Below are 21,867 nucleotides of genomic sequence, written 5' to 3'. Positions count from 1 at the left end.
GCCTCTGCCCGGTGTTCCCGCCCGTGGTCCTTGGCCTCTCGGCCTGTGCTCGCGGCCCTTGGCCTCGGCCTGCCTGTGGTCCACGGCTCGGCCCCCGGCTCCTGGCCTCTGCCCGGTGTTCCCGCCCGTGGTCCTTGGCCTCTCGGCCTGTGCTCGCGGCCCTTGGCCTCGGCCTGCCTGTGGTCCACGGCTCGGCCCCGGCCCCTGATCTCCGACCGGGGCCCCCGCCCCTGATCTCCGACCGGGCCGCCGGCCATGTGTTCGCCACCGCCCTGGATCACCGGTCGCTGGTCCCGGCCCTGTCTCCGGCCCCGTGTTTCCCCGGCCACCGGCCCCATGCCCCGGCCACCGCCCCCACCCACCCGGCCCCCTTCGATGCTGCCTCGGGGTGAGTGGGGGAGCGGGGCTCGGGTAGGCGGGGGAGTAGTCCAGAGGCGATGTCCAGCGATTGCCCGGAGGACCCGATGACCACGCCGTACCCCGACCCCGCCACACCGGGACCCGCCCCGGGACCGGATCCGACCCCGCCGGACCCGTACCCCACCCCGGTCCCGCCGCCGGAGCCGGGCCCGCAGCCCACCCCGCCGGGCCCCGGCCCGGAACCCACACCTCCTGCACCGGGACCCGGCCCGGAACCCACGCCCCCCGCACCGGGTCCCGGTCCGACGCCCCCCGAACCGGGTCCGGTGCCGACTCCGCCTCCGGCGCCCCCGGGACCCTCGCCGTCCCCCATTCCGCCGGGGCCCGAGCCCGTACCGAACCCCGAGCCCGGACCGCCCCTCGGCTGAGACCTTCGCCGACGGACGAGGGGCCCTACGCCGACACCTCGGACCGGTCGTCGCCCCACAGCGTGTGGAACGCGCCCTCGCGGTCCACCCGCCGGTAGGTGTGCGCGCCGAAGAAGTCCCGCTGGCCCTGCGTCAGCGCCGCAGGCAGCCGCTCGGCCCGCAGCGCGTCGTAGTAGGCGAGGGCCGCGGCGAAGCCGGGCGTGGGGACGCCCTGGCGGACCGCCGCGATCAGCACCTCGCGCCAGTCGTCCTGCGCCTCGGCGATCTCGCGGGCGAACGTCTCGTCCGACAGCAGGCTCGGCAGGTCGGCACGGGCGTCGTACGCGGCGCGGATGCGGTCCAGGAAGGCCGCCCGGATGATGCAGCCGCCGCGCCAGATCGAGGACACCGCACCGAGGTCGATGTCCCAGCCGTACTCCGCGCTGCCCGCCGCGATCTCGTGGAAGCCCTGCGTGTACGACACGATCTTGGACGCGTACAGCGCCTGCTCCACCCGGTCCGCGAAGGCCGCCGCCTCCGCCTCGCTCAGCGCGCTCGCCTTCGGGCCGGCGAGACCGCGCGAGGCCGCCCGCAGGTCCGCGTGGCCGGACAGGGAGCGGGCGAAGACCGCCTCCGCGATACCGGAGACCGGCACCCCGAGGTCGAGCGCGATCTGCACCGTCCAGCGGCCGGTGCCCTTCTGCTCCGCCTGGTCCACCACCACGTCCACGAACGGCTTGCCGCTCGCCGCGTCCACATGGGACAGCACCTCGGCGGTGATCTCGATCAGGTAGGAGTCCAGCCGGCCGGTGTTCCAGGTGCGGAAGATGTCCGCGATCTGCGCCGGGGTGTAGCCGGCGACGTCCCGCAGCAGCTGGTACGCCTCGCCGATCAGCTGCATGTCGGCGTACTCGATGCCGTTGTGGACCATCTTCACGAAGTGCCCGGCGCCGTCCGGACCGACGTGCGTCACGCACGGCGCGCCGTCCGCGGCCTTCGCGGAGATCTTCTCCAGCATCGGGCCCAGCGAGTCGTACGACTCCTTCGAACCGCCCGGCATGATGCTCGGCCCGTGCAGCGCACCCTCCTCGCCGCCGGAGATGCCGGTGCCCACGAAGTGGATGCCGTGCTCGCGCAGCTCCCGCTCCCGGCGCCGGGTGTCCGCGAAGTGCGCGTTGCCCCCGTCGATGATCATGTCGCCGGGCTCCAGCAGCGGCGCGAACTCCTGGATCACCGCGTCCGTCGGCTCACCCGCCTTGACCATGATCACCAGACGCCGGGGCCGCTCCAGCGCCGCCACGAACTCCTTGGCGGTCTCGGCGGCGACGAACTCGCCCTCGTGCCCGAACTCCTCCACCAGCGCCCGCGTCCGCGCCGCCGTACGGTTGTGCACGGCGACCGTGTAGCCGTTGCGCGCGAAGTTCCGGGCCAGATTCCGGCCCATGACCGCGAGGCCGGTGACGCCGATCTGCGCTGAAGTGCTCATACCGCCTGCTCCCTGGCTGCTTGGTGACTACGGCTCCGTCAGTACGGGCCCTCGCCCATCCTGGCGTGCCGTCCCGGCGAGCGCACATCCGACCCGCCCCACACACATACGGGAAGCACCGCTTCTGGCCTCAGTCTTCGGGGCAGCCGGTCAAAGAGGATGCGTTCCCGGCCACTTGGACCGCGCACGAGGCCGGATTGTTCTCTTGTCATGGCCTGTTCGCGGTGGTTGGCTGTGGCCCCTCCTGACGCATGCCGAGGGGATAATCGGACATGGCCGTACGCGGCCGGCATCGCCGGTTCCAGCCGAACAGGATCAACCGCGCCTCACTGACCGTCACCGCGGGCGGCGCCGGCCTCGCCCTCCCGCTGGTCGCCGCGGGCAGCGCCGACGCCGCCGACGCGGCCACCTGGAACAAGGTCGCCGCGTGCGAGTCCAGCGGCGACTGGGGCATCAACACGGGCAACGGCTATTACGGGGGCCTTCAGTTCACCCAGTCCACCTGGGAGGCGTACGGCGGCACCCGGTACGCGCCGCGCGCCGACCTCGCCGGCCGGGGCGAGCAGATCGCCGTCGCCGAGAAGGTCCTCGACGGACAGGGACCCGGCGCCTGGCCGGTGTGCTCGGTGCGCGCGGGACTGACCAGGGACGGCGGCGGCGCGCACACCGAGACCGTCGCGGCCCACCCGGCCGGCAGCAGCTCAGTGAAGGACGTACAGCCGCACACCACCCCCCAGTCGCGCGCGGGACGGGCCGAGATGTACACGGTCGTGCCCGGCGACACCCTCTCCGGGATCGCCGACGGCCACCACGTCCGGGGCGGCTGGCGCGGCCTCTACGCGGGCAACCGCGCGACCATCGGCGCCGATCCCGACCTGATCCTGCCGGGGCAGCGGCTCAGCCTGCGCGGCACCCCGACGGCCGGCCCCACGTCACCCGGGAAGAAGGAGCACGCGGGGCACAGGACCACCCCGCACCGGCCCCGGACCCCCGGCCACACCGTCGTCGCCCCGGTCGACGCGCCCATCGGCACCGGCTACCGGGTGGCCGGCTCGCACTGGTCGAAGGGGTACCACACCGGCATCGACTTCCTCGTGCCGACCGGCACCACGGTGCGGGCGGCGGAGGCCGGGCAGGTGGTGGCGGCGGGCTGGGGCGGCTCCTACGGCTACCAGGTGGAGATCCGGCACGCCGACGGCCGCTACACCCAGTACGCCCATCTGTCGGCCATCTCCGTGCGGGTCGGCCAGCGGGTCACCGGCGGCCAGCGCATCGGCCGCTCCGGCTCCACCGGCAATGTCACGGGCCCGCACCTGCACTTCGAGGTGCGCACCGGACCCGCGTTCGGCTCGGACATCGACCCGCTCGCCTACCTCCGGGCCCACGGCGTCAGGATCTGACCCGCGCCCGGTGTCGGGGCGGCGTCGGCTCGGGGACGTACGGCACGCCCGATACGCGGCCGGCCGGCTTCTCGCCGTCGGCCGCGTCCACTCCGTACCCGTACCCGTCCTCGCCTCCGTCCCCGTTCCCGTTCGCGTCCCAGTCTCCGTTCTCGCCCGGGGGCGGGACGCGCAACTCCTCCCGTACGGCGGGCCCGTGCGGCTCGTCCGCCGCCCTGCCGCGCCCGGCCGACGCCCCTGTCGTCCCCGGCGCCGTCCGCTGCCCCGGCACCTCCACGGACACCGGCACCTCCACGGCCGCCGGGGGCTCGGCGGTGGCCTCGATCCGCTCCGTCGTCAGCATGATCAGACCCCCCGCCGCCAGCACCCCGCAGCCCAGTGCCAGCAGGGTGCCGGTGGCGCCGTACCGGAACGACTCGCCGAACATCAGAATGCCCACCGCGGCGGCCAGCACCGGGTTGGCCACGGTCAGCGTGGCCAGCGGGGCGGCCAGCCCACCACCCCGGTACGACGCCTGCGACAGCAGCACACCGGCGATGGCGAACAGGGCGATGACCGCGCAGCAGAACAGCTCGCGGCCGCCTAACCCGCTCGCCCAGTCGACGGCGGCGGTCTTGGTGAACACCGACGAGCTGCCGAACGCCGTACCGGCGGCGGTCGCCAGCAGCACGCTGCGGACCGCCGGATGCCGGTGCGCGGCCAGCCCCGCGCACAGCAGCGCCGCCACCGCCCCGCCGGTGAGCAGCGCGACGGCCAACCGCTGCGGCGCGCCGAGGGAGTGCTCGCCGGAGGAACCGACCAGGGACAGCAGTCCGGCGAGGCCGACCGTGGCCATGACCGCGCCCCGCCAGGCCGTCGCCCCGGCCCGGCGCCCGACGCACACCGCCGCCAGCGGCAGCGCCAGCACGATGGTCAGCGCGCCGAGCGGCTGCACGATGCTCAGCGGGCCGTAGGCCAGCGCGACGACATGCAGCACGCCACCGGCGCCGTTGAGCGCCAGCGCCCCCCACCAGCCCGGCCGGCGCAGCGGCAGACAGGCACCGCCGGGGGAGGACACCGCGACCCGCTCCTGCACGATCGCGCCGCCCGCGTAGGCGAGCGCGGACACGAACGACAGCAGCACGGACAACGCGAGGGCGCTCATCGGCGTCTCCCCTGCGGGGGGCGTGGGCCCAGAGCCCGGCACGGCGTACGGTCGGCTTCCATGGCGCACACTCTGCCCGCCCGCGCCCCCTCCCGTCGTCGTACCTGAGCACACAATGCCTCCTACTGCCGATGGAGTACACCGGCCCGGTGATCATCCTTTGGGTGCGGATCCGCGCCGCTCACCCGCCCGCACCGATGCGGCGGCCGCAAGGGTGAGCGCGGACCCGGCGCCCGCGGCCACCGCCCGGCCTGGTACCTGTACCTGTCGTGGACCTCGACCTCGATCCCGAACTCGCCGCACTCCGCCCGCTGGGCGGCTTCTTCGTGCTGCGCACCACCGCCCCCGCGGGGGAGCACCCCGGTGCGCTGCCGACCCTCGCCGAGGCCTACGCGGGCGTGCCGGTGCCGGGGTACGGCGACCCGCTGACGCTGCGCGTCACCACCGTCGCCGGCCGGCTGCGCACCACCGAGCCGCGGGTCGCCGCGTCCATCGGGCAGCAGGGGCTGGCCGCCCGGCTGTGGTCGGCGGCCCTCGGCTGCGCCGTCCGGTACGGCCGGCTGCCCGACCTCGACCCGCGGCTGCTGCGCTGGGACCCGCTCGCCTCCGCCCCCGACGACCTGTGGCTCACCGAGGTGCGCCCGCTCCCCGGGGACGCGGCCGGCCTCGCCGACGCCGTGCTGCACGGCCATCTGGAGCCGTTGGCCCAGGCCCTGACCGGCCGTCACGGTGTCGCGGCGGGCCTGCTGTGGGGCAACGCGGGCTCCGCGCTCGCCGCGACCGCCCGGGAACTGGACCGCTGGGCCCGCGCCCACGGCCGTACCGACCTCGCCGCCAGGACCCAGGGCCTCACCGCGGAACTCTTCGCCCATCCGCTGCTGCGCGCCACCGGCACCCGCACCGGGACGGCGTTCCGCCGCCGCAGCTGCTGCCTGTACTACCGGGTGCCCGGCGGCGGGGTCTGCGGCGACTGCTGCTTCACCCGGCCCCCGCGCTCTTCCCCGGGCGCCGCATCTGGGTGACCATGAGAGGAACCTGCCGCCGAGACCAGGGGGTTGTCGGGTGCGAGTGGGACTGCTGACCCGGGAGTACCCCCCGGACGTGTACGGCGGCGCCGGGGTCCATGTGGAGTTCCTCGCCCGGGAACTGGCCGCCCTGGTCGACCTGGAGGTGCACTGCTGGGGCGAGGGCCGCGGCGTGGGCGTCGTACGCCATCGCCCCTGGGCCGCCCTCGACGGCTCGAACGACGCACTGCGCACCTTCTCGGTCGACCTCGCCATGGCCGCCGCGCTGGAGGGCCGCGAACTCGTCCACTCCCACACCTGGTACGCCAACCTCGCCGGCCATGTCGCCAAGCTGCTGTACGGCGTCCCGCACGTGGCGACCGCCCACTCGCTGGAGCCGCTGCGCCCCTGGAAGACCGAGCAGCTCGGCGGCGGCTACGCGCTGTCCGGCTGGGCCGAGCGGACCGCGCTGGAGGCGGCCGACGCGGTCATCGCGGTCTCCGGCGCCATGCGCGCGGACATCCTGGAGTGCTACCCCGCCCTGGACCCGGCCCGCGTCCACGTCGTCCACAACGGCATCGACACCCGCCTCTACCGGCCCCATCCCGGCACCGACGCCCTGCTCCGGCACGGCATCGACCCCACCCGCCCGTACGTCCTGTTCGTCGGCCGGATCACCCGGCAGAAGGGCGTTCCCCACCTGCTGCGCGCGGTACGGGACATCGACCCGGGAGTCCAGGTAGTGCTGTGCGCTGGCGCGCCCGACACACCGGAGCTGGACCGGGAGTTCCGGGAGCTGTTCGCCGAACTGGGCCGGGTGCGCGCGGGGGTGTTCTGGATCCCGCAGATGCTGCCGCGCACCGAGGTGGTCCAACTCCTCACGCACGCCGCCGTGTTCGTCTGTCCCTCGGTGTACGAGCCGCTCGGCATCGTCAACCTTGAGGCGATGGCCTGTGGCACCCCGGTCGTCGCCTCCCGGGTCGGCGGGATACCCGAGGTGGTGGACGACGGCCGTACGGGCGTGCTGGTCGACATGGACGACGCCTTCCCCGCGCGTCTCGCCGGGGCGCTCGACGCCGTGCTCGGCGATCCGGCCGCGGCCCGGCGGATGGGCGAGGCCGGACGGGAGCGCGCGGCCGGGGAGTTCGGCTGGGACGCGGTGGCCCGCCGTACCGCGGCGCTCTACGAGGACGTCCTCAAGCAGGCGTAGCGCCGTCTGCGCGGGGCAGCCATGGTTCAAGCAGGGTGAGGGGAGCGGCCATGCGTCGTGGAAAGCCTTCGGTGCTCGGGATCGTGCTGGCGGGCGGGGAGGGCAAGCGCCTGATGCCGTTGACCGCCGACCGTGCCAAACCCGCGGTCACCTTCGGCGGCACCTACCGGCTCGTCGACTTCGTGCTGTCCAACCTCGTCAACGCCGACATCCTGCGCATCTGTGTGCTGACCCAGTACAAGTCGCACTCGCTGGACCGGCACATCACCACCACCTGGCGGATGTCCAGCCTGCTCGGCAACTACGTCACCCCCGTCCCGGCCCAGCAGCGGCTCGGCCCGCGCTGGTACCTGGGCAGCGCCGACGCGATCCTTCAGTCCCTCAACCTCGTCCACGACGAACAGCCCGAGTTCGTGGCCGTGTTCGGCGCCGACCACGTCTACCGCATGGACCCGCGGCAGATGATCGCCCAGCACGCCGAGAGCGGCGCGGGGGTGACCGTCGCCGGCATCCGGGTGCCGCGCGCGGAGTCCTCCGCGTTCGGGGTGATCACACCGGGCTCGGACGGCCGTACCGTGGAGCGCTTCCTGGAGAAGCCCGCCGATCCGCCCGGGCTGCCCGACGACCCCGAAACCGTGTTCGCCTCGATGGGCAACTACGTCTTCACCACCAAGGCGCTGATCGATGCGCTACACAGGGATGCCGAGGACGAGAGCTCCGTGCACGACATGGGCGGCTCGATCCTGCCCCGGCTGACCGCCCGCGGCGAGGCCGGGCTGTACGACTTCGAGGACAACCACGTGCCCGGCGAGACCACCCGCGACCAGGGCTACTGGCGGGACGTGGGCACGCTGGACGCCTACTACGAGGCGCACATGGACCTCATCGCCGAGCGGCCCGCGTTCAACCTCTACAACCGCCAGTGGCCCATCTACACCCACTCGGGCCAGCTGTCCCCGGCCCGCTTCAACGCGGGCGGCATCGCCGGCGAGTCCATCATCAGCGCGGGCTGCCTGATCCGCGGCCAGGTCACCCGTTCGGTGCTCTCGCCCGGGGTGCGCGTCGACCCCGGCGCGGTCGTCCAGGGCTCGGTGCTCCACGACAACGTGCACATCGGCCGCGGCGCCGTGGTCCGGGGCGCCGTCCTGGACAAGAACGTGGAGGTTCCGCCGGGCGCGACGATCGGCGTCAACCCGGAGCGGGACGCCGAGCTGTACACGGTCTCCAAGGGCGGGGTGATCGCCCTGGGGAAGGGCCAGCGGGTCCCCTGAGCCCCGGCCGGCCGCCGTCCACCCCGCGGTCCGCAGGTTCGGCCAGGCAGGCGAGCACGGTCGTGGGGCCGTCGCGCCCGTGTGCCGCGTCCGGACCGGGGAGTTCCGCACGGTCCTCCCGGGCCCAACTGGGCGGCGGCTGCGGCATGTTCGGGTGGTTCCTCGCGGGGCTCAGGTCCCGTGCGTACGGAGGTTGTCTCGCCATGGGCGCGCCCGGTGCGGGCGACGCGTTCCGTGTGATTCCTGTCGGTTGCCCGGGTTTGCGCCGCCCGGCCCTCAGGATGCAGGCAACGATGTCGAACCTCCGGAGGTCATCCGACATGAGAGGGACCCGGCGCACACGGCTGTGCCTGGCCGGGGTGATGGCAGCGTCCGCGCTGATCGCCACCCCCGCCGCACGGGCCGCCGAGCGGACCGACGGCCACCTCGCCGACCTGGTGAACCCCTTCATCGGGAGCCAGAACGAGGGCAACACCTTCCCGGGCGCGGCCGTGCCCTTCGGCATGGTCCAACTCTCCCCGGACACCGGGCACAGCACCGGCTACGACTACACCCAGGACCGCATCCGCGGCTTCTCCCTCGTCCACCTCTCCGGCGTCGGCTGCCGGATCGGCGGCGACCTGCCCGTCCTGCCCACCACCGGCGAGGTCACCCAGACGGACGCCGCCCGGTACGCGGCCGCCTTCTCGCACCGGGACGAGGAGGCGAGCCCCGGCTACTACCGCGTCGGCCTCGCCTCCGGCATCCGCGCCGAACTGACCGCGACCGCGCGCACCGGCGTGCAGCGCTACACCTTCCCCGCCACCGACAAGGCCAACGTCCTGCTGAACGCGGCCCAGGCACTGCACAAGCCGGGCGGCAGCAGGGTCGAGATCCTCGACGACCGCACCGTGCGCACGGAGATCACCGGCCACGGCTTCTGCCGGGACACCGGCCCGTACACCGTGTACACCATCACCCGCTTCAACCGGCCCTTCACGGCGTACGGCACCTGGGACGGCCCGGCCGTCACCCCGGGCGCGCGCAGCGGGACGGGCGGCGCCTACGTCCGCTTCGACACCACCCGGGACCGCACCGTCGAGGCGACCACCGCGCTGTCGTACGTCGACGCGCGCGGCGCCGCCACCAATCTGCGCGCCGAGGGCGGGCGTTCCTTCGACGCCGTGCGCGAACGGGCGCGCGGGCAGTGGGAGCGGCGGCTCTCCGCCGTGCGGGTCCAGGGCGGCACGGGCACCCTGCGCCGTACCTTCTACTCCTCGCTGTACCGGTCGTTCCTGGCGCCGAACGTCGGCAGCGACGCCGACGGCCGCTACACCGGCTGGGACCGCCGCACCCATCACGCGGACGGCTACACGTACTACCAGAACTGGTCGCTGTGGGACACCTACCGCACCCAGGTCCAGCTGCTCGCGCTGCTCGCGCCGCGCGAGACCCGGGACATGGCCCGGTCGCTGCTCGCGGTCGACGAGGACGGCGGCTGGCTGCCCAAGTGGGGGTACGGGCCGGTCGAGACGAACGTGATGAGCGGGGACCCGGTCACCCCCTTCCTGACCACCGCCTACCAGACGGGCCTGCTCAAGGGGTTCGAGGAGCGGGCCTACCGCGTGCTCCGGAAGAACGCCGACGGGGTGCCGCCCGCCGACTACCCGGGCATCGGCCGCGAGGCCAACGCCGAGTACATCGAGCACGGGTTCGCGCCGTACATCAAGGACCGCCCGTACGCCAAGATGGGCGACTCCGACTACCACCACGGCGGCTCGGTCACCCTGGAGTACGCCCTCGCCGACGCGATGCTCGCCCAGATGGCCCGCGGTCTCGGCCACGAGGGGGACGCCGCGCGGTACGCGGCCCGGTCGCGCAACTACCGGAACGTCTTCGACCCGGCCACCGGCTTCTTCCGGGCGCGCGACGCCTCCGGCGCCTTCACCGGCCCGGCCGACCCGGCCCGCGGGACCGGCTTCCACGAGGGCACGCCCTGGCAGTACCAGTGGCTCGTCCCGCAGGACCTGCCCGGCATGATCGACCTGATCGGCGGCAGGAGCGCCGCGAACCAGCGCCTCGACCGCTTCTTCGCCTACGACCGGCTGCTCGCCGACCCGGCGCGCACCGCCCGCGAGGTGTGGGTGCACGGAGACCCGTACGCCTACTACAACGCGGCCGTGTACAACCCGATGAACGAGCCCGACCTCATCGCGCCGTACACCTACCTGGCCACCGGCCGGCCCTGGAAGACCACCGATGTCGTGCACGCGGCCCTGACCCTGTTCACCGACGGTCCCACCGGCATGACCGGCAACGACGACCTCGGCACGATGTCCGCGTGGAACGTGTTGTCGTCCATCGGCCTGTTCCCGATCCAGCCCGGCTACGACACCTGGGGCCTGTCCACCCCGGTCTTCGACCGGGTCGACCTCGCCCTCGACCGCCGCTGGTGGCCGAGCGGCCGGCTGACGGTCACGGCGCCCGGCACCTCCGCCGCCGACCGCTACATCCAGGACGTGCGCGCCGACGGACGGCCGCAGGCACGGACCTATGTGACGACGGGCGCGCTGCGCTCGCTGCGCTCCCTCGCGTTCACGGTCGGCCCGCGCCCGTCCGAGTGGGGTACGTCACCCGAGGCGGCCCCGCCCGTACTGAGGTGACCAGCTGTTTGCCGAGTTCCGCCCCGTTCCAGGGGCGGGACTTAATCCGCCGTTAACGGTGCGTAACTTGATCGTACTTGACCGTAATCGGCGGACAGGGATTGACTGCTGTGCATCCGTCGCCGACGTGTGAGGCAAGCCCTTGACTTCCGATCTGCTCGCTCCCCTCGACCTGGCGTTCTGGAACATGGAGTCCGACCGGCACCCGATGCACCTCGGTGCGCTCGGTGTCTTCGGCGCGCACTCGCCGACCGCGGGAGCGCACGCCGCCGACCTGCTCGCCGCCCGCGCCGCCGCCGTCCCCGGGCTGCGCATGCGCATCCGGGACGTCTGGCAGCCGCTCGCCTTCGGCGCCGCCGCCCGGGAACCCGACCCGGACTTCGACCCGCTGCACCACGTCCGGCTGCACGCCCCCACCGGCGACTTCCAGGCGGTCGCCGGCCGGCTGATGGAGCGCCCGCTGGAGCGCGGCCGGCCACCGTGGGAGGCGCACGTACTGCCCGGCGAGGACGGGGTGTCCTTCGCGGTGCTGTTCAAGTTCCACCACGCGCTCGCCGACGGGCTGCGCGCGCTCAAGCTCGCCGCCGGCGTCCTGGACCCCATCGACCTGCCCGAGCGCCCACCCCGGGCCATCGAACCGCCACGCGGCCTGCTGGCCGACGTGCGCCGGCTGCCCGGACTCGTCCCCGAGCTGGTCAGGGGCGCCCTGTCCGACGTCGGCCGGGCCCTGGACATCGGCGCCTCGCTGGCCCGCTCGACCCTCGGCATGCGCCCGACCTCCGCGCTCACCTCCCCACCCAGCGGCACCCGCCGCACCGCCGGGGTCGTCCTCGACATCGACGATGTGCACCGGGTGCGCAAGACCGTCGGCGGCACCGTGAACGACGTCCTCATCGCCGTCGTCGCCGGTGCGCTGCGCCGCTGGCTGGACGAGCGCGGCGACGGCAGCAAAGGGGTGGCGCCCCGCGCCCTGATCCCCGTCTCGCGGCGCCGCCCGCGCACCGCGCAGCCGCAGGGCAACCGGCTCTCCGGCTACCTGATACCGCTGCCGGTGGACGAACCCGACCCGCTCCACCGCCTCGGTGCCGTGCGGGCCGCGATGGTCCGGAACAAGGACGCGGGCCCCGACCGGGGCGCGGGTGCCGTCGCCCTGCTCGCCGACCATGTCCCCGCGCTCGGCCACCGGCTCGGCGGCCCGCTGGTCGGCCAGGCCGCCCGGCTGTGGTTCGACATCCTCGTCACCAGCGTGCCGCTGCCGGGGACCGGGCTCCGGCTCGGGGGCCACGAACTGGCCGAGGTGTATCCGCTGGCGCCGCTCGCGCCCGGGCAGTCCCTGGCGGTGGCGATCTCCACCTACCGCGGCCGGGTCCACTACGGCCTGGTCGCCGACGCACAGGCCGTGCCGGACCTGGACGTGTTCGCGCGGGCGGTGGTGGAGGAGGTCGGGTCGCTGCTGGTGGCCTGCCAGGCCTGAGCCACGATGGCGGGAGGTGGGGCGGAGCCGGTCCGCCCCACCAGCCCCAAAGGCCCCACCAGCCCCAAAAAAGCCCCGGCAGACCCGGTTCTGATCACGGGTTTGGTGGCCGGGCCCACCGCTTCGTAAAATTCAGCGTTCGAAAGCGGGCGCGAGTCGGAGCGCTGCGCGGGTGATCAGGGAAGCGGCAGCGCGATGACGGTGACAGAAGACGGCCCCACGGCCATGGACGAGGTCGTCTACGGCCCCGGTATCGACCCGGAGCGGCTCGCCGTCTGCCTGAGCGTGCTGGAGGAGCTGGACCGGCTCGACGTGGACCACCCCGACGCCATCACGGTGCGCCGGGCCACCTCGCACATCTACCGCACGGTGAAGCAGCGCCGCCGCCAGGAGCGCCGGGCCGCCAAGACCGCGCACGACAAGGCGGTCACCGAGGCCACCGCCACCGGCTCCGCCGAGCGCATCGACGACGAGACCGAGGGCATCCTGCCCTCCTCCAAGGTCGAGGAGGGAAGGATCGCGGGCATACTCCAGCGCCCGCGCTCCTGCTACACCTGCAAGACCCGCTATGTCGAGGTCGACTACTTCTACCACCAGCTCTGTCCCGAGTGCGCCCGGCTGAACCGGACCAAGCGGGACGCCCGCGCCGACCTCACCGGCAAGCGCGCCCTGCTCACCGGCGGCCGCGCCAAGATCGGCATGTACATCGCGCTGCGGCTGCTGCGGGACGGCGCGCACACCACCATCACCACGCGCTTCCCCAAGGACGCCATCCGCCGGTTCAAGGCGATGGAGGACTCGGCGGACTGGCTGCACCGGCTGGAGGTCGTCGGCATCGACCTGCGCGACCCGGCGCAGGCCGTGGCCCTGTCCGAGCAGGTCGCCGAGGCCGGCCCGCTCGACATCCTGATCAACAACGCCACCCAGACCGTGCGCCGGCTGCCCTCCGCCTACGCGGCCCTGGTCGAGGGCGAGAACGCCCCGCTGCCCGCCGGTGAACTCCCCGCCCACCAGGTCATCGGCGCCTTCAACTCCGGCGCCGTCGACGGCATCGCCGCGCTGCCCGTCGGCACCAGCGGCCTGGAGGCGCAGAAGGTCGCCGACCTCGCCCTGGTCGCGGGCAACGCCAGCGTCGCCCGGCACCTGGACGGCACCGCCATCGACGCCGGCGGCCTCCTCCCCGACGTCGTCGAGAGCAACACCTGGGTGCAGACCATCGAGCAGATCTCCCCGGTCGAGCTGCTCGAGACCCAGCTGTGCAACTACACCGCGCCGTTCATCCTCATCAGCACGCTGCGCCCGGCGATGGCCGAGGCCGCGCGGAAGGCGTCCAGCGGGCGCTCGTACGTCGTCAACGTCTCGGCGATGGAGGGCGTCTTCAACCGCGGCTACAAGGGCGCCGGTCACCCCAACACCAACGCCGCCAAGGCGGCCATGAACATGGTCACGCGGACCAGCGCCGACGAGATGTTCCGGACCGACGGCATCCTCATGACCTCCGTCGACACCGGCTGGATCACCGACGAGCGCCCGCACTTCGACAAGCTGCGGCTGGCCGAGGAAGGTTTCCACGCCCCGCTCGACCTGGTCGACGGCGCCGCTCGCGTATACGACCCGATCGTCCGCGGCGAGGCCGGCGAGGACCTCTACGGCGTCTTCATGAAGGACTACGCGCCCGGCAAGTGGTGACCGGACGTTCGCACACGTAGGCCGGACGGGTGATTCAGTCGACCCCTCATGTGCTGCGCTTGGTTACAAATAGCGGCATATTGAGGGGTATTGAGGGGCTGGGCTTAGCGCGATAGTTACACCAAGTTTGCGCTCCCTATCGAGCGCAGGGGCGCTCATTTGGTTAACCTGAGGTGGACGGACAGCAGTCAGGGGGCCCACCCACACCCACCGTCCGTCCCGGGGCGAGCCGGTCGACAACGGCCTGCTCCGCATGAGGTACCGGCGCCACCGCGTCCGAACTGGCCCTGTATCCAGACCTGAGCGGGCGTTGACCGCCGGAACGCAAGCTGTCCGGTATGCCCCAAGGGTGACCCGACACATAAGGAGTGCGCGGTGACACCGGAGAAGACGAATCCCGAACAGCGCCCCAAGGAACGCACGGAGCGCACGGGCCGGCGGCCCGGAGAGATCGGCAGCCTCGACGTCTGGGCCCGGTCGGCCCCGATCCGCCTCGCCGGCTACGAGGACGACCTCGCCGAACCCCACATCCTGCCCAGCGTGGACTGACCCCCGGGCCACCTCCGCACGATGGCGCACGCATGGGCGTGACATGACAGACTCACGCCCATGCAGATCAGAGAAGCCGTGGCCGAGGACTGGCAGCGGATCTGGCCTTTCTGGCACCGCATCGTCGCCGCCGCCGAGACCTACTCCTGGGACCCCGACACCACCCAGGAAGCGGCCCGCGCACTGTGGATGGCCCCGGCCAAGCGCGTCTACGTCGCCGAGGACCACGACGGCACCGTGGTCGGCTCCGCCTATCTCACCGCCAACTACGGCGGACCCGCGGCCCGCGTGGCCAACGCCGGCTTCATGGTCGACCCGGACCACACCGGCCGCGGCATCGGCCGCGCCCTCGCCGAGCACGTCCTGGCCGAGGCCCGCACGCACGGCTACCGCGCGATGGTCTTCAACGCCGTGGTGGAAACCAACCCCGCCGTCCGCCTGTGGACCTCCCTCGGCTTCACCGTCCTCGGCACGGTCCCGGCGGCGTTCGACCACCCCCGGCACGGACCGGTGGGTCTGCACATCATGTACCGCGCCCTGGACTAGGGCCTGTCTTTCGGACGCCGGCAAGATCCGAAAGACAGGCCCTGGGGTCCGTCACTGACGCGGAACCTCGATGCCCGCCGCGCGCAGATGCCCTTCGATCAGCGTGTTCAGCCGTGCGATGGACGGTGCCTCGTCCTCCCGATGATGGTTGACCACGCCGTACCGGGAGGCCGCGTCGGGCCGGTGCCGTCGTACGGTCGGCATCGTCAGCAGCGCGCGGTCGGCCAGCAGGTTGGCGGCCACCGCGGAGGCCAGCTCCTCGATCCGCGGGTCGTCGGGATCCCAGGACCGCGCCTCCCAGCCGCGCTTGGTCAGCTCGACGAACTCGGGGTCGCCGAGCCGGTGTTCGAGGTTGACCAGGAAGAGGTCGAAGACCTCCGGAGCCAGCGCCCGCGACAGCACCAGGGCCTCCCGCTGGGTGGTGACGTGGTCGGGGCTGAAGCCGAGCTCGGCGAGTCGGTCCAGGACCGCGCAGGCCCGGTCGGGCAGCAGGGCCCGATCGCCGTGGGCGAGCCGGTGCAGGGTGTCGCGGCGGGCGGTCAGCTCCTCGATCTGTGCGGTGAGCCGGCGGCGGACGTCGTCCAGGGCGGTGGCGAACCGCTCGGGCTCGGCGTCGAGCAGCTCGCCGATCTCGGCCAGCGGCACGCCCGCCCCCGCCAGGGCCCTGACCTGGACAAGGCGCAGCAGATCGGCTGACCCGTAGCGCCGGTAGCCGGAATGGTCCCGTTCCGGCTCGGCGACCAGGCCGAGCCGGTGGTAGTGCCGCACCGTCTTGACGGTGATACCGACGAAAGCCGCCGCCTGACCGATCGTGAGCCCGTCTGCCATGGGGCGAGCCTAGCCCTCATCTGTCGCCTTGACCTTGACCTTGGGGCAGGGTCCAGGCTCCTCTCATACCCGCCGACGCGAGATGAGGGAATCACCATGAGCGAGCAGAACACCGCCGCCGCGCAGGACCGCCCCGAGCTGCGGAAGGCCATGCAGGAGATCGTCGACGCCGGTTTCGCCGGCGTGCAGCTGCGCGTGAACGACGAACTCGGAGAGTGGGTCGGCAGCGCCGGGGTGAGCGAGCTGGGCCGGACCGCGAAGCCGCCGACCGACGGGCACTTCAGGGTCGGCAGCGCCACCAAGACCTTCGTCGCGACCGTCGTCCTGAAGCTGGTGGCCGAGGGCCGGCTCGGCCTCGAGGACCTGGTGGCCGACCACCTGCCCGAGTTCGGGCTCGACCGGCGGATCACGGTACGGATGCTCCTCCAGCACACCAGCGGGCTGTTCAACTTCACCGGCGAGTTCTCCCAGGACGGGTCGGTCGAGGCCGGTGTGGTCGCCGGATGGGGCAAGGAGTGGGCGGGCCTCCAGCATGCGACCTACCGGCCGGAGGAGCTGGTGCGGGGCGCGCTGGCGAAGCCGGCGCGGTTCGAGCCGGGGACGGCCTGGAGCTACTCCAACACCAACTACGTCCTGGCCAGGCTGCTGATCGAGCAGGTCACCGGCCGCTCGCTGCCGGAGGAGACGCACCGGCTGATCCTGGGCCCGCTTCGGCTGACGGGCACCCTGCTGCCGGAGACCGGCGAGGAGATCCCCGAGCCGCACGCCCACGGCTACTACGGCTACGACGACGCCGGCCGGTGGAAGGTGATCGACACCACCCGCTTCAACCCCTCCTGGATATCCGCCGCCGGCGACATGATCTCGACCAGCCGGGACCTCCACACGTTCTTCGCCGCACTGAACGGCGGCACGCTCATCCCGTCCGAGCTGCTGGCCGAAATGCGCGTCCCGGACCCCACGATGGGTTACGGACTGGGCGTGTTCGTGGAGGAACTGGACGGCGGCGGCACCGTCCTCCACCACAACGGAGGGTTCTGGGGCTGGGGCGCGCTGATGTACAGCACGCCCGACGGCACCAAGACCCTGACCGGCTCGCTGACCTCCGGGGACGCCGAAATGGACCTGCCCACCATGGCCGGGACGTTCGAGAAGGTGAAGCAGACCCTGGTCAAGGCGGTGTTCGCCTAGGGGGGCGTCCCCGGGACGGCGCCGCTAGCCCGCCACCGGCGCCGTCCGCCGCCAGGGGTGCAGCCGCTCCAGCTCCTCCGCCACGGCCAGCAGGGTGGCTTCCGTGCCCGGGCGGCCGACGAGCTGGACGGCGCACGGTGCGCCCGAGGGCAGGGTGCCGAAGGGGACGGACATCGCGGGCCAGCCCGTCAGGTTCCACGGCGGGGTGAACGGCGAGTACGCCGTGTTGGCCAGCACATTGCGCAGCCAGCCGTGCTGGTGCCACGGCCCGGCCTGCGGGGAACGCCGGGCCAGCGCCGGGGTGAGCAGCACGTCGTGCTCGGTCAGGAACGGCAGCAGCCGGTTCCGCAGCCGCTCCCGGCCGTCGCCGGTGCGCACCGTGCGGACGAACCGCCGGCCCACCGCCGCGTGCACCCGGGTCCGCGGGGCCAGCCGCGCCGGATCCAGCGCCGCCGCGTCCACCGCCGTACCCGCCGTCCAGTGCTGGAGCGAGGTCACGCCCAACGACAGCGGGTACGGCGGCTCGGCCCGCCGCACCCGGTGCCCGGCCCGCGCCAGCAGCCCCGCCGCCTGCCGCACCGCGGTCGTGTACGGGCGGCTCACGCGCACCCCGGCGAGCGGACTGCGCAGCCCCACGGCGATCGTCAGACGGGCCGGCTCGTCCGCCGCCGGGACGTCCGTGCCGCCCAGCACACCGAGCATCAGCCGCAGATCCGCCACCGTCGTGGCCAGCGGACCGTTCTCCGACATACCGAACCAGTCGCCGTTGCCGATCCCCGCCGGCAGCACCCCGTGTCCCGGCTTCAGCGTCACCAGGCCGCAGTTGGCGGCCGGGATGCGCAGCGAGCCCATGCCGTCGTTGCCGAGCGCCAGCGGCACCAGCCCCGCGGCCACCGCGGCCGCGCTGCCCCCGGAGGAACCGCCCGCCGTACGGGAGGGATCCCACGGATTGCGCGTGGTGCCGTACACCCCCTCCGTGGTGCCGAAGACACACAGCTCGGGCACGTTCGTCAGACCCACCACGACCGCACCGGCGGCCCGCAGCCGGGCCACCGTGACATGGTCCTCGGCGGCCGGTGTGTCGGCGGTGGCGGCCGAGCCGTTCCGGCACGCCTCACCGCGCACGGCCAGATTGTCCTTCACCGCCACCGGCACACCGGCGAGCGGCAGTTCGGCGAGGTCGGAACGGGCGGCCACCTCGTCCGCCTCGGCGAGCGCCGCCGCGCCGCGGACCTTCCGGAACGCCTCGATCCGTCCGTCGAGCCGCTCGATCCGCGCGAGGTGCTCGGCCACCACCTCCCGGGGCGTGACCCGCTTCCCGCGCACGGCGTCGGCGATCTCGATGGCGCTCCGCCCGGCCCAGTTCCCCACGGCACTCCTCGACTACTCGCTGGTATCAAGCACGGTGCAGGGAGAACTGTGCCGCCTCCGCGCCGCCACGTCGAGAGGCGGGCGGGCGTACCGTCCGCGGACCCGGTGGGCGGGGTACGACCACCACGGTCCGGGTCTCGCTGCTGCGCGCCCCGCGCCATCACGGCAGCGGCCCGAGGTCTCCTTCGAGGGCGGTCTGGATGATCGGGGGCCGGTCCCACAGGGCCAGCAGTTCATTGGCGAGCGCCACGACCGGCAGCGGATCCTCGGTGCCGTACACCGAGACGGCGGCGGCCGACAGGGTGCGCGGCACGGCTTCGGCATCCAGGAGGCGGCGCCAGTCCGCGGGACCGAGTTCCAGGAACTCCAGCCCGGTGAGAGCGGCGATCTCCAGCGGATCGGCCAGCGTGCCGGGGTAGGCGGTGAGGGTCCGCAGCCGGGGCAGCCCGACGACCGGGGCCAGGCTGAGCGGTTCGGCGTCCCACACCCCGATGGACAGGACCTCCAGGCCGGGGTGCGCGGCGGCCTCGACACCGGGCACGCCAACGCCACTGCTGTTGACGTACGCCACCGCCTCCGGCCCGCCCGTACCTTGCGAGCCTCTGCCGTGCTCGACGTGCCGGCCCAGCACCAGATCGGTCAGCGAGTCGGCGATCAGTGCGGCGCCGATGTTCTCCTCATGGCCGATCATGATGATCTGCCCCAGGTGGCCGCGTGGGCCGGGCGTCAGATCGACGGCCAGCCGGTCGCCGCCGCCGTTGTCCCCGAACACGATCCAGCCGGGGGAGCCGACCAGGCCCTGCACGGCGGCGTCCGGCGGGGTGACGACCGCTTCCTTGGCCGCGAACCGCCAGGGGCAGCGCCGGGACGACGCGACGGCGACGTAGAGGTCGTCGAGCGGGAAGAGTTCGCAGCCGACCGCTCTGCACTCGCGTTCCGCCGCCTCGTCGTCGTCACCCCAGTCCTCCCAGCGGGCCCGGGTCACCCGGTAGAGCGCCTTCAGCTCCTCGGGCAGGGCGATGCAAAGGCGCGCTTCGGCCGCCGCGATCTCCTCCTCCGTCGCGCCGACGGCGCCGGGCAGCCGCTCGCGGAGCGTGCGGTGCAGGAGCCGTACGTCGGCGGACGGGGCCGGCACCGCCCCCGGCACCGGTTCGGGTCCGCGGCGCCACGGCTCGGGCACGGCGCCCTCGACCAGCACGAGCGCCCCCGGATGCGGCCTGCCGAGGCCGGGCTCCACGGCCGGACTGGGGGCGAGCAGCCGCAGTACCGTCCTGCCGTCCGGTGCCGTCTGCGCCGTGAACGAGATGTCACCGATGCCGGCTTCCGCGAGCGCGCCCTGCACCCGCTCCACGGCCTCGACCTCCTCGCGCATGTCCTCGTACTGCGCGGCCCGGCCCGGCCGCCGCCGGTGCCGCACGGGCAGACTCCAGCCGTGCCGGCCTATGTTCCCCGCGACGCGGAGACCGGCCGCGTCCTGCCCGGCCGCAGCGCTGCCCCGCAGCAGCCGCAGCACGGGCGTCCAGGTCGCGAAGTCGTGGAGCGAGGCGGAGGACGCCGGGGAAGCCGGGGAAGGCGGGGGAGGGATCCGATCAACCATGCTCCGACCGTAGTACGAGGCTGCCCTGGCACCCGTCAATGGGCCTTCCAGTTCGCATTGTCGGGGATCGTCTTGTCGGGCACATGCACCTGGATGAGGGACGGGCCGTCGGTGTTCTCCAGCGCGCCCGTCACGGCATCCCGCAACTCGCCGTACGTCCCCACTTCCCACCCCCGGCAGCCGAAGACCTCTGCCAGTTTGCTGTACCTCCACCGGTGCAGCAGGCAGGGCTTGTAGAACGGCTCGTCGGAATGGAACACCCCTGCGTCGGCGAGCCACTGCTCCACGGCGTAGACGCCGTTGTCGATGACGAAGATGATCGGGTCGAGCCCGAACCGGGTCTGTGTCGAGAGGCATTGGGCGGTCATCTGGAAGCCGCCGTCACCCGAGAAGACCAGGACCCTCTGTTCGGGGCCCTTCGCCAGGCAGATCCCCGTCGCGGCCGGCCCGCTGTAGCCGATCGACGAGTACGACGACTGTACGACGAACCCTCTCGGCCTGGGCACATCGAGCAGCAGGCTCCCGAAATAGTTCATGCTCGCGTCGGCGCTGACGATGGTGTTCGTGTCGACGTACTGCTGGATGTAGGTGTAGAACCCCTGGTACGTGATGACGTCGGTATCGCCCCCGGTCGGCACGCTGTGCGCCGGCTTGTCCGGGAGCTTCCGCTCTCTGCGTTCGATCTGCCTCGCCAGGATGTCGTCGACCAGGTGCTCGAGCGCGACCTGGCCACCGAAAAAGGTTCCGAACTTGACCGCGTCGAACGACGCGAACGCCGTCTTGTCATAGTCCGGGTCCCAGCCCAGCGAGTTGATGTCCGTCAGCCACACGCCGAGGGCCAGAATGAAGTCGGACTGGTCGGCCAGAGTCGTCACGGCCGTCGAGGACGCCTGGCCGTCGAGCACGCCGACGAACAGCCCGTCGTCCTCGGAGACGACCGCCTTGCTCAGGAGTTCCGTGACGAACGGGATATTGAGTTGGTGGATCAGACTCAGGGCCTTGTCCTGGAGGCCGAACCGGTCGATCTCCACACCGAGCCAGATGAGCGGGTTCTCGGCGCTTTCGAGCCGTGCGCAGATCCTGTCCACCGACTGTTGCAGGCTGGTCTCGTCCGACAGGATCCTGGCCGGCTTCAGCTCACCTCTCGGCTGCTCGCACTCCAGGTCGACCATGTCCTGGAGCAGCTCGATATAGATCGGACGCCGCTCGCTGATGCACTGGGTCAGCGCGTAATCTATCAACGTCGGCGCGAGGTCCGGATTGTCGATCCGTATGGCCGCGACCGTCAGGTGCTCGAACGACTGAAGATCCGTCTGGCGTCCGCTGATGAAGTGATGCGCACTGAAGCCGGTCTGCTCGAAGGTGATGGTCTTCTTGACGCTCGGTGTGCCGTTGATCAGCACCAGCGGCACCTTCTCGACATACGCGCCGGCGACAGCGTTCACGGCACACAGTGCCCCCGCGGAGTAGGTGACGCAGAGGGCGCCGATTCCCTTCATCCTTGCATAGCCGTCCGCCGCATAACCGGCGTTCACCTCGTTGACTTCCTCGACGATGTCGATTCCGTTGGGCGCGACATACCGGTTCAGCCACTCTATCGAGTAGTCGCCCGCGATGGCGAACAGGTGCTCCAGACCGAGCTGGCGCAGGCGGTCCACCAGGTATCGTCCTACAGTGCAGCCCTCGTTCATGGCGGAA

16 protein-coding genes are annotated in these 21,867 nt (G+C 72.6%); 10 read left to right on the top strand and 6 right to left on the bottom strand.

The features are described 5' to 3' along the window. Positions 1–813: 813 nt before the first annotated feature. A complete protein-coding gene (gene gndA / locus ACFVIU_RS29140) occupies positions 814–2,253 on the bottom strand; it encodes an NADP-dependent phosphogluconate dehydrogenase (RefSeq protein WP_385846133.1) in 1,440 nt (479 codons plus the stop codon). 272 nt (positions 2,254–2,525) lie between these two features. Between gndA and ACFVIU_RS29135 the strand changes: the two genes are divergently transcribed. Then, positions 2,526–3,653 carry a transglycosylase family protein gene (locus tag ACFVIU_RS29135; RefSeq protein ID WP_385846131.1) on the top strand — a complete coding sequence of 376 codons (1,128 nt, stop codon included), beginning with the start codon at positions 2,526–2,528 and terminating at the stop codon, positions 3,651–3,653. Here the strand turns inward: ACFVIU_RS29135 and ACFVIU_RS29130 are convergent. Further along, positions 3,643–4,797, bottom strand: coding sequence for a DMT family transporter (locus ACFVIU_RS29130; RefSeq protein ID WP_385846130.1), 1,155 nt, complete (start codon positions 4,795–4,797; stop codon positions 3,643–3,645). The two genes, ACFVIU_RS29135 and ACFVIU_RS29130, sit on opposite strands and share 11 nt — an antisense overlap. Positions 4,798–5,066: 269 nt before the next feature. Between ACFVIU_RS29130 and ACFVIU_RS29125 the strand changes: the two genes are divergently transcribed. From ACFVIU_RS29125 to ACFVIU_RS29090, 8 genes are all read left to right on the top strand, one after another. After that, positions 5,067–5,819 carry a (2Fe-2S)-binding protein gene (locus ACFVIU_RS29125; RefSeq protein WP_385846128.1) on the top strand — a complete coding sequence of 251 codons (753 nt, stop codon included), beginning with the start codon at positions 5,067–5,069 and terminating at the stop codon, positions 5,817–5,819. Between the two features lie 40 nt (positions 5,820–5,859). Next, on the top strand, positions 5,860–7,011 hold the full coding sequence (glgA, locus tag ACFVIU_RS29120; RefSeq protein ID WP_385846127.1) for a glycogen synthase: 1,152 nt from the start codon (positions 5,860–5,862) through the stop codon (positions 7,009–7,011). Positions 7,012–7,061: 50 nt separating this feature from the next. After that, the gene (gene glgC / locus ACFVIU_RS29115) at positions 7,062–8,282 is read left to right on the top strand and encodes a glucose-1-phosphate adenylyltransferase (protein WP_385846126.1); all 1,221 of its coding nucleotides are present in this window, start codon (positions 7,062–7,064) and stop codon (positions 8,280–8,282) included. Between the two features lie 320 nt (positions 8,283–8,602). Beyond that, complete coding sequence (locus ACFVIU_RS29110) at positions 8,603–10,924, top strand: GH92 family glycosyl hydrolase (RefSeq protein ID WP_385846125.1); 2,322 nt, start codon at positions 8,603–8,605, stop codon at positions 10,922–10,924. 142 nt (positions 10,925–11,066) lie between these two features. Then, positions 11,067–12,398, top strand: a complete 1,332-nt coding sequence (locus ACFVIU_RS29105; protein WP_385846124.1) for a wax ester/triacylglycerol synthase family O-acyltransferase — start codon at positions 11,067–11,069, stop codon at positions 12,396–12,398. A gap of 195 nt (positions 12,399–12,593) precedes the next feature. Then, a complete protein-coding gene (locus ACFVIU_RS29100; RefSeq protein WP_385846122.1) occupies positions 12,594–14,087 on the top strand; it encodes an SDR family NAD(P)-dependent oxidoreductase in 1,494 nt (497 codons plus the stop codon). Positions 14,088–14,462: 375 nt separating this feature from the next. Further along, positions 14,463–14,636, top strand: coding sequence for a hypothetical protein (locus ACFVIU_RS29095; protein ID WP_385846121.1), 174 nt, complete (start codon positions 14,463–14,465; stop codon positions 14,634–14,636). A 60-nt stretch (positions 14,637–14,696) separates the two neighbouring features. Continuing rightward, entirely contained in the window at positions 14,697–15,182 is a 486-nt protein-coding gene (locus ACFVIU_RS29090; RefSeq protein WP_385846119.1) for a GNAT family N-acetyltransferase, read from the top strand. A 51-nt stretch (positions 15,183–15,233) separates the two neighbouring features. Here ACFVIU_RS29090 and ACFVIU_RS29085 read toward each other — a convergent pair whose 3' ends face one another. After that, on the bottom strand, positions 15,234–16,010 hold the full coding sequence (locus ACFVIU_RS29085) for a MerR family DNA-binding transcriptional regulator (RefSeq protein WP_385846118.1): 777 nt from the start codon (positions 16,008–16,010) through the stop codon (positions 15,234–15,236). Between the two features lie 96 nt (positions 16,011–16,106). Between ACFVIU_RS29085 and ACFVIU_RS29080 the strand changes: the two genes are divergently transcribed. Continuing rightward, positions 16,107–17,201, top strand: a complete 1,095-nt coding sequence (locus ACFVIU_RS29080) for a serine hydrolase domain-containing protein (RefSeq protein WP_385846117.1) — start codon at positions 16,107–16,109, stop codon at positions 17,199–17,201. Between the two features lie 24 nt (positions 17,202–17,225). Here ACFVIU_RS29080 and ACFVIU_RS29075 read toward each other — a convergent pair whose 3' ends face one another. The 3 genes from ACFVIU_RS29075 to ACFVIU_RS29065 all read right to left on the bottom strand — a co-directional run bounded on the left by ACFVIU_RS29075 (position 17,226) and on the right by ACFVIU_RS29065 (position 21,860). Beyond that, positions 17,226–18,572: an amidase gene (locus ACFVIU_RS29075; protein WP_385846115.1), complete on the bottom strand. Its 1,347-nt coding sequence runs from the start codon at positions 18,570–18,572 to the stop codon at positions 17,226–17,228. Between the two features lie 160 nt (positions 18,573–18,732). Beyond that, positions 18,733–20,169, bottom strand: coding sequence for an SMI1/KNR4 family protein (locus ACFVIU_RS29070; protein WP_385846113.1), 1,437 nt, complete (start codon positions 20,167–20,169; stop codon positions 18,733–18,735). Positions 20,170–20,204: 35 nt separating this feature from the next. Continuing rightward, entirely contained in the window at positions 20,205–21,860 is a 1,656-nt protein-coding gene (locus ACFVIU_RS29065) for an alpha-keto acid decarboxylase family protein (RefSeq protein WP_385846112.1), read from the bottom strand. Positions 21,861–21,867: the final 7 nt, after the last annotated feature.

This window comes from Streptomyces sp. NPDC127190 (assembly GCF_042672505.1).
Taxonomy (GTDB): Bacteria; Actinomycetota; Actinomycetes; order Streptomycetales; family Streptomycetaceae; genus Streptomyces.
Note: the sequence above shows the minus strand (reverse complement) of the source record. Positions and strands in the feature narration are given on the sequence as shown.